This window comes from Rothia sp. HMSC071F11, from assembly GCF_001809115.1.
In the GTDB taxonomy this organism is placed as follows: Bacteria; Actinomycetota; Actinomycetes; order Actinomycetales; family Micrococcaceae; genus Rothia; species Rothia dentocariosa.
On sequence record NZ_KV795763.1, the window covers coordinates 22,316 to 34,837 of the forward strand.

The window sequence follows — 12,522 nt, forward strand, 5'->3', positions numbered from 1 at the left end:
CTTAGCCGATGACGTCGATTAGGTCAGCAATCGCTTTGACGAGTTGCGCGAGGGCTTTGATAATTCGCGCAGCCGCCAAAGCGATTTTGCTTTTACCTTTTTTCGGCATTCCGTCTCACCCCCTTTCGGAACTACGACCCTCCACGGCTGATTAGGTCAGAAGTGTTCCGTGGGGTGTAGCCGCGACGGGGGCTTCTTTAGTTTACCTTTGGACATTTAGAAATACTTAAATAAAAATATTGGGGGCTCAACGCCCCCAATATTATTTATCTCTCCTCCTGAATATGGGATATTCGGTGCAGCGTCAGACGGGTCTCCCAAGCGGCTTCAGTATGTTCTCCAAAGTAGCCTTTACGAGCGCAGCATCCACTGGTCCGGTCCAAAGATCTCATAATTGATATTCTGCGCCGGTACACCTGCATCTACGAGAGCGGACCGCATGCCCTTCATGAACGGCAGCGGACCGCACAGGTATACGTTCGCCTCTGCAGGTACGCCCAGCTTTGCGATGTCCACACGGCCACGGTAATCGCCAGTTTCTTCGTCTTCTATGAACGAGATGAGCTTGCCGTGAGGAAGTTTTTCGATCAGCTCGGTCATTTCCTCACGCAGCGGCCATGTATCAAGGCGACGGTCAGCGTGAACCACGGTTACCTGACGTTGAGAACCGGACTCAATCAGCTCATTGAGGAAGCTAATCATAGGGGTTACGCCGATACCCGCTGAGAAAAGGTAGAGGGGTGCATCCGCAGAGCCGAAGCCCTCCAAGGTGAGGTCACCATAAGGGTTGGAAATCTCGACGACATCGCCAATCTTGAGCCCGTGAATGATCGAAGTCATTTCGCCGTTCGGATCGAGCTTCACGCCGATACGGCGCTGGTTTTTATCGGACGGAAGCAGGGTGTATTGGCGGGGCTGGCGCAGACCATCACGTGCCTTCGTAATAATGGAAATGTACTGGCCTGCTTTCGCCTCAGTCATGGGGGTGTCATCGGCAGGTTCAAAGGTCAGCACGACCACGTTATCGCCGGTTTCTTGACGATCAACAACTTTGAAGGGCGCGTGGGTAACATTATTTGCCTGGGATGCATAGAGTCCCTTTTCGATCTTGATCAGGGCGTTCGCCATGAGCCAGTACACTTCACTCCAGGCATCCACGACCTCTTCAGTTGCTGCTTCGCCCAGGTCTGCGGCAATCGCCTCAAAAAGATACTTGTAGACGGTCGGGTATTCATTCTCTTGAAGCCCTAAGGACGCGTGCTTATGCGCCACACGGGAAAGCACCTCGTCAGGGTAGGAATCGGGATGCTCCATAATGTAGGAGGCGAAGACCGCGATGGACCCAGCAAGCGCTTTCGGCTGGGTGCCTTCAAGCTGAGACGACCGGGAGAAGAGCCCATCCATCAGGTCGGGCCGGGCGGCGAACATACGCTCGTAGAAGTCTGGTGTAATGTGCCCAATACGCTCTGCAATAATCGGCAGGGTTGCCTCGATAACCGGGCGTGATTTTTCGGAAAGCATGAGGGATGTGCGCCTTTCTTTCTTAGATTTTAGTGATATTTTGTTTGTAAACCTTTTTAGGTTATCACCTTTTATTGTTCGCTAAGATGGTGTTTTCTTGCGGCGTGAAATATTTAAAATGCCTTTGTATCAGATAGTGTGTTTTGTACAGTAGTGTTTATGTGATTATTTTCACCGCGATATACCGTGATGTGAATAAAAATAATTTTGTACTCTGACGCTAGGTTTCACGCAGGGTGAACAGCAGTGTTGTTCTACAACGTATAAACTGGCACACCAGTCACCTGCCCCTCTTACGGAGGCAGACTCAGGTCACATACCTGCCTTCTTAAACGGACACCGGGCACATACGGTCAATGTATATTCTTACGGTGCCAACCCTTGACAGAGGCAAGCTATCAAAAGAGAAAACTCCACGCTTTCACGGTTTATCCGCTACTTTCTCTCGCATAGTGCATCTACTCTCTGAGCAACAAACATTTGTCACCCTGAGACTTTAATCTTTAATGCGATGCTACTGCAGGCCGGGGAGGTACGGGCGGCAGCTCTCGCTCCGTAGGCTCGTGCACGAGCGGCCCCAACCCCAGCTCCACAAAAACGGGCCCAGCAGGCCGCGCTCCGGCGGGAAGTTCAGAGATAACAACATCATCAACAGAAGCATAGAAAGCTTCACGAGCGCGGGCTAAAACCGTTCGCAGACGACAAAAACTATCTAGGGGACAGTTGCCATTTTCATCTTCGCATTCAATCATAGGAATATCACCCTCGGTACTACGAAGTACCTGCCCCACGGTCGCTTTGCGCCCCGTCTCCGACAGCAGGACGCCACCGGATCGCCCACGGGTAGATTCAAGCAACCCTTGATTGACGAGAAACGCCACAGATTTTGCGACGTGATTATAAGGGGTTCCGACTCCCTCCGAGATCCTCTGAGTCGAGAGTTTTTCCCCTTCCTGCAAGGAAGAAAGAAGCATCATAATACGTAGTGATACGTCTGAAAAAGCCGTCAGGCGCATGCTTCGTATCTCCTTTCAACAGTTTATTGAGGGCTAATAATATAGGGTTTGTCCGTTCTACCGGAAAATTCTAGTCTTCGTACCACCCGCACGAAAATTAGGTATGGCTTTACTGCACACAAAATGCGGAGTCTGTATAGCAATATTTTAAGGCATTGGTGGATATTTACACCTTTTCTGCATAAAGTGTGCATCATCCCACACACCTGAGTATGCCATATCATGCTATACGCGCTACACACCCGATCGGTGGGATGTGCTTTGCAACAATGTAAGAGCGGGCTTTCACAAACGGTGGGGTGGGATACGCATTGTCAGCGCATCCCACCCCACCGTGATGTCATATTGCCGAATGTTCCTTAGTCTTCAAGAGACTTTGCCAAGGCGTCACGCTCAGCCTTGACCTCTGCGGGGAGCTTGTCGCCGAACTTTGCCAGCCATTCGTCAATGCCGGGCAGCTCGGCCGCCCATTCGTCCTTTGAAACGGCGAGTGCCGCGTTAAGTTCTTCATCGCTGACGCTCAGACCGGTCAGGTCGAGATCTTCCTTCGTAGGTACGGTACCCAGGAAGGTCTGCGTGCCGCCGCCCTTGCCGTCGAGGCGGTCGAAGATCCACTTGACCACGCGGGAGTTCTCACCAAAGCCGGGCCATGCGAAGCCGCCGTCGGGGGTGCGGCGGAACCAGTTCACGTAATAGACCTTCGGCATGTTCTCGGCGCCATGCTTCTTACCCAGGTCAATCCAGTGCTGGAAGTAGTCGCCCGCGTTGTACCCGATGAAGGGAAGCATTGCCATGGGGTCGCGGCGAACCACACCAACGGCGCCCTTTGCGGCTGCTGTGGTCTCAGAGGAGAGGGTGACCGCACGGAAGACGCCCTGCTCCCAGCTGTCGGACTCGGAGACCAACGGCACGGTAGTCTTGCGGCGACCACCCAGCACGATGGCGCTCAGCGGCACGCCCTCGGGGTCGTAGTACTCGGGGGCGAGCATATCCACCTGGGATGCGGGGGTGCAGAAACGCGAGTTGGGGTGCGCTGCGGGACGCCCCGATTCAGGAGTCCAGTCCTTGCCGGTCCAGTCGGTCAGGTGCGCGGGCGCCTCGTCAGTCTTACCTTCCCACCATACGGAGCCGTCATCGGTGAGTGCCACGTTGGTGAAGATAGTATTGCCCTTAGAGATTGCCTTCATGGCGTTGGGGTTAGTGGAGTAACCGGTGCCGGGCGCCACGCCGAAAAGACCCGCCTCGGGGTTAACGACGCGAGCCTGGTGGTTCTCGTCAAATTCGATCCACGCGATATCGTCGCCGACCATTTCGGCCTTCCACCCGTCGATGGTGGGATCCATCATCGCAAAGTTGGTTTTACCGCAGGCAGAGGGGAATGCGGCGGAGATGTAGCGGGTAACGCCCTCAGGGTTGGTGACCTTGAGGATAAGCATGTGCTCAGCCATCCAGCCCTCATCATGACCGATAACCGAGGCGATACGCAGTGCATAACATTTCTTGCCCAGCAGTGCATTGCCGCCATAACCCGACCCGAAGGACCAGATTTCACGGGTCTCGGGGAACTGCACAATGTACTTCTCGGGGTTGCAGGGCCAGGGCACGTCTGCCTGCCCGGGCTCAAGCGGAGCGCCTACGGAGTGAAGCGCCTTCACGAAGAAGCCCTGAGTTTCGTCCAGTTTCGCGAGCACATCCTTGCCGATAGTTGCCATAATGCGCATTGAGCACACCACATAGGCGGAGTCGGTAATTTCGACCGCCATCTTGGGGTTCTTTGCTTTCAAAGAGCCCATGACGAAGGGAATGATGTACATGGTGCGCCCGCGCATCGAACCTTTGAAAAGGCCGGTGAGAGTCTGCTTCATCTCCACGGGGTCACGCCAGTTGTTAGTGGGGCCCGCTCCTTCTTCGGTCTGTGAGCAGATAAAGGTGCGCTCTTCCACACGTGCCACGTCGTCGGGGTCAGAGAACGCTGCATACGAGTTGGGGAACTCATGGTCGCTTAGGCGTACAAAGGTACCTGCATCGACCAGCTCTTGGGCTAGCCGGTTGTATTCCTCTTCGGAACCATCAACCCAGTAGATACGGTCGGGCTCGGTGAGTGCTGCAACATCGCGCACCCAGGCTAAGAGCTCGGGGTGGGTTGTGGGAGCGTTCTGCAGGCTCTTTTCAAGTTCTGCAGAAAGAGTACCGGTTGAGATGTCAGTCATTGACCTATTTCCCCTTTGAGTCTTGAGAATTGCCGGGCACCTCACTGGCACGGCAGGCAGTGTGTTGTGAGGATGTTTTAAACTAACGAGGGCGTGTAGCTTCCTTAAATACACGCCCGTGGAATTTTCCACATCCTCGTGTTCATCTAGAATAGCGCATTTAGCTGATGAGTCGAGTATTTTATATTCGACCCCCTACAGCACTCTTGTTCTTAAGTTGGTTTACCTGTGGATGCGGCATAGCTTCACCGAATAATCCCGAGCGTTCCCACGAATTCCAAAATTTTTTGAAAAATTTTCCCACCCCGCAAAAACATTGAAATTACGCGGTTTTTATGCCGTTTTTAGGAACTTTGTGAGTAATAGTTGAGGGTTTTTGTTAGAACTAACACTCTTTTTCGACTTGCGCGCTATCAAGGGTGCCCGTATAGTATTGTTTGTTGCTGCGACGGGTGGTTATAAGCCCGGTCGCGAGGAGCATGCGCCTGTAGCTCAACGGATAGAGCGTCTGACTACGGATCAGAAGGTTGGGGGTTCGAATCCCTTCAGGCGTACGAACGAAGCCTTTCCTGTCAAGGAAGGGCTTTTTTGCTGTCTATCAAAGCCTGCAGACGTGGCAGTTTGAAAGTCCTCGGCGAGTAATCGCCGGGGATTTCGCCGTTTCTATACCCTAAAACAACTATTGAATAGCGTATAATTGACGAGTATAGAGAACCACGATCCGATCCTTCTGAGTCATAACATGCAGGCATTCACATCCACAAGCAGCTTCACCTCAGGCACTATACCCATGCCTTCAGAAGCGGTGACTATCGGGGGTCTCAACGCAAAACCAGCCTATGAAATTTCGGCTATCCATACGATCAGTGCAACCAGACGCATCGCGTAAATACTTGGTCTGCCCCTCAGTTTCCGGTGTGCCACAAGCTCTAGCACCGCTTTTATCTGCTAGGGGATTAAAAACACCGTTGTCCCAAGACAGGCTTCAAAAATACCGGTAATCTGGATACACCCCAATTTTCCAGGGAAAGTATTTCAACAGCGAAGGAGCGTCAACATCATGGTTCAGCTCACGATACCGCAATCCCTAGTGGGTTCCCTCATAGATATTGCTCAGCTAAAAGATATTACATACTATCCGGCAAATCACCGATGCGCCCACTGGGCAGTCTATAGCGAAGATCAGACCGAGCTTCTGTGTCCTTGTGCACCCGCCGAATCTGCATCCGTCGAGAAGCTGTTCAGCGCCGCATCCGAGATACTGTATAAGAATTTTCGACACCGTATTGAAAACGCCGACGATATTGTTTCTTTCTCAACTCAAGAGCACGAAGATGTTAGTGCAGCTCAGGCCGACGAGGTTGTCACCGGTTCTCTGCCGCTAGTTCCCGAAACCACGATTAGCGCCGCGGTGGATACTCCCGCCGACATGATGGAGGCACCTGCGAGTGATGATAACGCAGATACGACCCAGACTGGCCCCATACCCGTTCCTACGGTGCCCACTCCCCTAGAGCAGGCCCAGCCGGTACCTTCTCATGAACAGCCGCAAGTTCCCACGCCCGGCATCGCCCGTATGCCTTCTCCCGCGATGTTCAAGAAGAAGAGTACACTCACCTATACTCCTCCGCGCATTGAAGAATATCTGCAGCAGCTGCGCACGAACCAAGCAGCGCAGTCCTCAGCGGAAAATACAACCCCGCAGCCCGAGACGGCTTCTTCACAAACGCCAAAGCCAGCGGGTTCACAGACTTCGGCATCCGGTGCGCAGCATCCCGCACAGGTATACGGACACACGCAGAAGACCGCGCTGCCTTCTTTGAATGATCCCATCACCAAGGCCGAACGCACCGCCAACTATCGTGTAGATCCGGGGCGGTTGGACACCTTCAAAAAAGACAATATCGATCTGGTGACTATCCGCGAAGTTATCACACTGGGTCGCGCCGAACGCATTAACGGTTGGATTATTCGGTTCCGCCACAACGATTACCGAGTCGATGTCAATACAGCGTCTATGACCGTTATCACCGCTCTTGACGAGTTTGATGATTTTGATGGACGAAGCGGCACAGAATACAGCCCCGAAGCCGCTCGCGAGCTTCTTGGCGTCCCCGATATTACCGCCTGCGATTTCACCTCCGGCGCGCAGAATTATCTTAAAACCCACGGCGGCGAAGCCTTCGATGCGATGGTCTCCGCCATCAGCTCCCCCGAAAAGGTAAGGGTAAACCTTGATTGGACGCGCGAATATCACGGAAGCGGTATACAGGTTACGATATCGCCCGATAACCGCATCGTCATGAGTATTCGACAATCCGTCACAGATACCGACGCCAACGGTGCTGAAGATACCCCGGAAAATTCTCTAGAATCAAACGCCACCGTCTCATAGGGGTTAGGAGGAAAGCACCTTATGAACAAGAAAATAGACATTCCCGTCGAGCTTTATGCCCGTCTGCAGGAGCTCTCCCACCTAGCGCGATACGAATACACCGAGCAGGAGGGCACCTGGACTATACAGAACCCCAAGGGTGAAAGCCTGCTGGATGCACGGCGCAAAATCTCCCCGGAGGCTGCGGAGCTTTACTTCACCATCATGCCGCTTCTTGCCTCAGAATTTATTGCCCAAAACGAGGCGCTGGTGACCGCCTATCGCAACGCCCCCAAGCCTGCGGCGGTCAAGCCCACGATTAAACCCTCAGGTCAGCAGCTTATTCCCCTGCTTGAGGTTCCGCACGAGAACCAACGCATTGCCGAACAGATTGAGAATGATTTCTATGGCGATGTTCCGCCGGGCGACCGCATCTACCCGGTACTGCCAGGTGTCATCGATCATATGATGCGCAACAACCTGGGGTACGCGCTCGTCCTTGAGCTCATTACGGCCCCAGACAGCGAACGCCGCGACGAATCCGCCCAGGAAAACCGTTTCGGACGTGAGGTTCAGCATTATTCAAACCGGCGCCTCGGGTACACCGCCGTTCTGAACGCGAATACCTCAGAGGTTATCTCGGTACATCCTTTCGATGGCTCTACGCTCAGCGCCCCCAGCGGACACTACGAGCTCACCCCCGATGCCGAAAAACAGCTGAGCGCCCTGGGACTCACAGCAGAACTTGTGGAGCGCATCCTCGAAGAGGCGAATGATCGCCGCCCAATTCCGGGTACAAACCGTACCGTGTACTCCCTGCACGGCTATTCGGTAGAGTTCTCAAACACCAACCATAAGATTGTCAGTGTGCGCAAGGGTGTGGTGAAAACACGCAACCCCTTCGAGTCGCAGCCTAGGATGCGCGGCACCAAGTCGCAGCGTGGCGTTAAGATTCCGCACGATATTCACGCTTTTAAGAATCTTCTGGAAAGTCACGGTTTTACGATTACGATGGGTGGCAAGCACTACGATATTCGTCACGAAAAATTGGCGCCGGGTATGAAAGCTACCACATCTGTTACCCCCTCCGACAGCCAACGTTGGCATCTAAATTCGGCTCGTCAGATCCGTGAGATTTTTGGTGTGGACCTGCGATACGCCAATCCCAAAGATACCTGTCGCGGTATCGTGCATGCCCTGGAAACAGAGGAAGATTTCGAGGAATAACCTCCAGAACAAAGGCATTCTCATTCACCATTTTCGACTCGTTCACTAGGGTGCATGGGTCACGGATATGCTGTGCACGGCACCACTGCATCATAGGGTTAACCTTGGTACTCTTCTCGCGGGTACACCTCTGTCATACCCCCGTCGCAAAGTTTTACGGGGTAAGCTCTGAGTTTACAATAGAGGTGCATCTACACAATGTGAGGAGGACACGCGCGTGAGCGTGAAGATCAATGTAACCGGAGAAGACGGTGACAGCCGAGAGATCGAATGGGAGGATCACCAGACTCTATTAGAAGCTGTACAAGCGAACGGGTTCCCCGTGCTCGCAACATGCGGTGGCAACGCATCTTGTGCCACGTGCCATACCTTTATTGATCCAGAACACTACGCGGCTTCAGGCGATCGTACCGACGCTGAGGAGGATCTCCTCGACATGGTAGACGACGTAGCTAACGAATACTCGCGCCTCTGCTGCCAGGTGGAATACGCACCCGGTATGGATGGCGCCTCTATACAATTGCAGGCGGCGATGTAATATGACGAGTTCGGCTAAGATACTCTACTCCGCAACCGCACTTCTTTGCGCCCTTACGCTGGCAGGTTGCGGCGTTTCCGATGCCGATCATTCTGCGCAGACTGACGCTTCACCGAGCGCATCCGCCAGCGTTGCTCAGGGTAAAATTACCCGTGCTTCCGACCCGGCGCATTCTGTGTCCCCCGGTTCTATCAGTACTGCGGGCGGGGATAGTTCTCAAAGCCCTGAGGATAACCCCACAGATAATAACGACTCTCACTCAAACGATGAACATTCCGAGGATGGGGCTAAGAAAAAAGACTCCAATTCTAAGGATTCTCACGATAAAAAGAGTTCATCCGGCGAGGAAAGCAAAGATGCGGATGGCTCTTCATCGAATAACGATGGAGATAACGGCACTGAAGAATCGTCCAGCCCAGAAGCTAAACAGCCAGGGCGTTCAGCAACCGGTTCTTCAGGTTCACTCCTAGCGTCAGCCTGCCAGATCACCGATCTCTCGGTTTCTGTTTCCGAAGATAAGGGCACACCCGGAGCCCGGAAATTCATTCTGACGTTCACGAACGTTTCTGAGGAGCCCTGTGTGCTCAAGGGTAACCCGACGGTTGTCTACGCAGATTCTAATTTCAGTCAGATTGGCTCACCGGCACGCCCGGCGGCAGGTTCGACGAACCCCACCGGCACGCTTCTGCACACAGGTGAATCTACAAACGCCCCAGTGACCTCGGTCAACGCTGGTCCGCTGGGTAAGAACTGTTCACCGACGATGGCGCACGGATTCTTAGTTCAGGTTCCCGGTGACGGCAACTGGACGACGGTCTCTGCTTCTTCTGAGGCGTGCACCGGCAAGGTTCAGCAGCTGTCCGTGGGACAGTTCGGTTCGTAACCACTCAGCACACGAATGATGCGCTTCGAGAAGAAGCGATAACAGCAAGAGGCGGTTCCTCATACAGGAACCGCCTCTTCAGCATCTACACAATGCTTTATTTATACACGAGGTTTACCTAAGTTTTCCACCTCATCACCCTGATACGGAAATATTTCTTACCTACCTATGAAATAGAACACCAGATGAAGGGAAAACGCTAGGAGTTCGCCCGCACGTGGTATACGCCGCCGCGTTTCAGGGCTGCCGTAAGCGCAGGAAAATCTCGTGGCGGGACGCGAAGCACGGAAATTAAACAGTGCGCGTGACATCCTCAAAGTCAAAGCGCAGCCCGCGTGCCCGATAGGGGCCCAAACCATAGCCGAGATTCACCACGAGGAAAGGCTGTTGATCTGCACCGCCGAGCAGAACGGGGTCGGCGGCAAGAGCCTCAAAATCTACGCCGGTGATAGGCCCGGCATCTAAACCTAGCGCACGCACCACGGTAATAAAGTACCCCGCCTGTACCTGTGCGTTTAGCCTGCCCAGCGGAATGCGCTCTTCTTCAGCCTCGAAGAACTCCTGCGCTGCCACGGCGTGCGGAGCGAACTCGGCGAACCGTTTCTGCCAATTCTTGTCGTACCCAAGAACCGCATTCACGGGCGCGCTGGCGGCAGCATCGCGATTACTTTCGTGAAGATATCCCAAAAGGCGTTCTTTCGCACTCTTCGAGCGCACCCACGTAATGCGCAAAGGCTGATTGTTGTAGGCGGTAGGCCCGAGCGCGGTAAGCCGATAAATCTCACGAAGCTGCTCTTCAGTCACCGGATCATCGCTGAACTGATACGAGGTGCGGGGCAGTTCATATAGCGCCTCACGCTGTTCACGGGACAGGCGTGACTGGCGGCTCGGATTCGCGAGATAGGGCTCCGGTTCGATGCCCCGGTCGGCAGCACTGCGTGAGCTCACGTTCTTTCCCTTTCGGCAAGTATGCGGCATATGGAGCAAGAGGCACGTTACGCACCACTCCCCTTTTCCATAGTGCACCCGCCTCAGCTTCAACGCATAGCCACAGGGGTTTTCCCGATAGATTCCGTCAAACTTCGTCACAAAACCGGTAGGCGGTGCATCCTGGTGCAGATGCACGAGCCGCTAGAGGCTGCGGGTTACATCATCGAATCCGAACCGGGTATCGCGCGGGTACTGGGTTGGAACGCCGTACCCTAAATTCACCACAAGAATGGGATGCTCGTCGGTACCTGCAAAAAATTCTTCGTACAGCCCCTCAAAATCGGCCCATAAGGGACCGGCGTCTAGACCAAGGGCGCGCACAGCGGTCATAAAGTAACCGGCCTGCAGGTTGGCGCTCTGCTGAGCGGCAAAGGTAACAATTTCCTCGGTTGTACAGTAGCTCCTGATAGTCTCTGCCGCGCGGGGGTTAAACACATCTGCACGGTCTATCCACGCCTTATCGTATGAGAGTATGGCGTTGACAGGTGCCTGACGAGCCTTTTCTTGATTAGCTTCGATCAGATGCTTGACCAGACGCTCACGAGCCTCGGGACTCTTGATCCAGGTGATGCGCAGGGGCTGACTATTGAAGGCCGTGGGTCCCAGATAGGTGAGCTCCTGAATCTCCCGAAGCTGATCATCAGTGACGGGTTGATCGGTAAATTTACGCATAGTTCGGGGCTCACGGAAAAGAGCGGTGATTTGGTCCTCAGATAAACGGGTCATCTCTCATATCCTTTCCTATGACATCAAGTTCTCTTCGCGCAATGGATCTATAATCTGCGAAAGACCACCGCGCCGTTCTTTCCATCATGCACCGGTTCGCACCATAAAGCTACCCCCAGAATTCACGCCGCGACAGTTCCCCATTCCCTCAGAGCCCAGCAAAAACCGGTGGCTGCCGCATCATCAGATACGGCAGCCACCGGTACATCACATATTCGCAGGTCTCTGAGTACATGTATATATGCCGGATTCCTGCGGTTTATTCCCGCTGGGGACCGAAGGCGCACCTCGGCACCTCAGCAAGAGCGAAACACAGCTTTTAGATGCTGCGGGTTACATCATCAAACTCAAAACGAGTACCGCGCGGATACTCGGGAGCAACACCATAGCCCAGGTTTACGACGAGGAAGGGCTGCTGGTCGGTACCTTCAAAGAATTCAGCGGCGATACCATCGAAATCCGCGCCAGTCATGGGGCCCGCATCCAGGCCAAGAGCGCGCACGGCGGTCAAGAAGTAGCCGGCCTGAAGTGCAGAGCTCAGCGCGCCCGCAGGAATACGTGCCTCTTCAGCCTCGTAGTAGGATTCGAAGGCAGCGGCCTGGGGTGCGAATTCCCCAAAGCGTTTCTGCCAGTTCTTATCGAAGGCCAGCACAGCGGTTACAGGAGCCTTGAGGGTCTTCTCCTTATTCCCGTCCATCATGTGCTTGACCAGGCGCTCGCGAGCTTCGGGGCTCTTTACCCAGGTGATGCGCAGGGGCTGGCTGTTGAAGGCCGTGGGCCCCAGGTAGGCGATCTCATGGATCTTCTGCAGCTGTTCATCGGTGACGGGCTGATCGGTGAATGCACTCACGGTGCGAGGTTCGCGAAAGAGAGCGGTGATCTGGTCTTCGGTCAAGCGGGTCATACCTGTGTCCTTTCAGTGAAATAAATTACTTTACATGTAAAATTTTATGATGTACGTAATGTACATATTCAATTATTATGGCCCCATCACACGGAAAAGTCTTGTATTCGCGCACAATTGCCCCTGTAATATG

At 53.9% G+C, this 12,522-nt stretch carries 10 protein-coding genes and 1 tRNA gene; 5 read left to right on the forward strand and 6 right to left on the reverse strand.

Going from position 1 to position 12,522, the window contains the following annotated elements; genetic code table 11:
• Positions 1-351: 351 nt before the first annotated feature.
• The 3 genes from HMPREF2554_RS08245 to HMPREF2554_RS08255 form a co-directional block, all read right to left on the reverse strand.
• The gene (locus HMPREF2554_RS08245; RefSeq protein ID WP_013398468.1) at positions 352-1,521 is read right to left on the reverse strand and encodes an FAD-binding oxidoreductase; all 1,170 of its coding nucleotides are present in this window, start codon (positions 1,519-1,521) and stop codon (positions 352-354) included.
• Positions 1,522-2,024: 503 nt separating this feature from the next.
• A complete protein-coding gene (locus tag HMPREF2554_RS08250) occupies positions 2,025-2,537 on the reverse strand; it encodes an RrF2 family transcriptional regulator (RefSeq protein WP_004006574.1) in 513 nt (170 codons plus the stop codon).
• Positions 2,538-2,896: 359 nt separating this feature from the next.
• The gene (locus HMPREF2554_RS08255; protein ID WP_070554665.1) at positions 2,897-4,747 is read right to left on the reverse strand and encodes a phosphoenolpyruvate carboxykinase (GTP); all 1,851 of its coding nucleotides are present in this window, start codon (positions 4,745-4,747) and stop codon (positions 2,897-2,899) included.
• Positions 4,748-5,228: 481 nt separating this feature from the next.
• Between HMPREF2554_RS08255 and HMPREF2554_RS08260 the strand changes: the two genes are divergently transcribed.
• From HMPREF2554_RS08260 to HMPREF2554_RS08280, 5 genes are all read left to right on the forward strand, one after another.
• A tRNA-Arg gene (locus HMPREF2554_RS08260) sits at positions 5,229-5,301 on the forward strand.
• A 506-nt stretch (positions 5,302-5,807) separates the two neighbouring features.
• Positions 5,808-7,142: a hypothetical protein gene (locus HMPREF2554_RS08265; protein ID WP_070554667.1), complete on the forward strand. Its 1,335-nt coding sequence runs from the start codon at positions 5,808-5,810 to the stop codon at positions 7,140-7,142.
• Positions 7,143-7,163: 21 nt separating this feature from the next.
• Entirely contained in the window at positions 7,164-8,348 is a 1,185-nt protein-coding gene (locus HMPREF2554_RS08270; protein ID WP_048754569.1) for a hypothetical protein, read from the forward strand.
• 217 nt (positions 8,349-8,565) lie between these two features.
• The gene (locus HMPREF2554_RS08275; protein ID WP_004006570.1) at positions 8,566-8,886 is read left to right on the forward strand and encodes a 2Fe-2S iron-sulfur cluster-binding protein; all 321 of its coding nucleotides are present in this window, start codon (positions 8,566-8,568) and stop codon (positions 8,884-8,886) included.
• 1 nt (position 8,887) lies between these two features.
• Positions 8,888-9,769: a DUF4232 domain-containing protein gene (locus tag HMPREF2554_RS08280; protein ID WP_013398462.1), complete on the forward strand. Its 882-nt coding sequence runs from the start codon at positions 8,888-8,890 to the stop codon at positions 9,767-9,769.
• A gap of 291 nt (positions 9,770-10,060) precedes the next feature.
• On the opposite strand, the gene HMPREF2554_RS08285 is transcribed toward HMPREF2554_RS08280, so the two are convergent.
• From HMPREF2554_RS08285 to HMPREF2554_RS08295, 3 genes are all read right to left on the reverse strand, one after another.
• Positions 10,061-10,717, reverse strand: coding sequence for a malonic semialdehyde reductase (locus HMPREF2554_RS08285; RefSeq protein WP_239664711.1), 657 nt, complete (start codon positions 10,715-10,717; stop codon positions 10,061-10,063).
• Between the two features lie 183 nt (positions 10,718-10,900).
• Positions 10,901-11,485, reverse strand: coding sequence for a malonic semialdehyde reductase (locus HMPREF2554_RS08290; protein ID WP_070554670.1), 585 nt, complete (start codon positions 11,483-11,485; stop codon positions 10,901-10,903).
• A gap of 319 nt (positions 11,486-11,804) precedes the next feature.
• Positions 11,805-12,389, reverse strand: a complete 585-nt coding sequence (locus tag HMPREF2554_RS08295) for a malonic semialdehyde reductase (RefSeq protein ID WP_013398459.1) — start codon at positions 12,387-12,389, stop codon at positions 11,805-11,807.
• Positions 12,390-12,522: the final 133 nt, after the last annotated feature.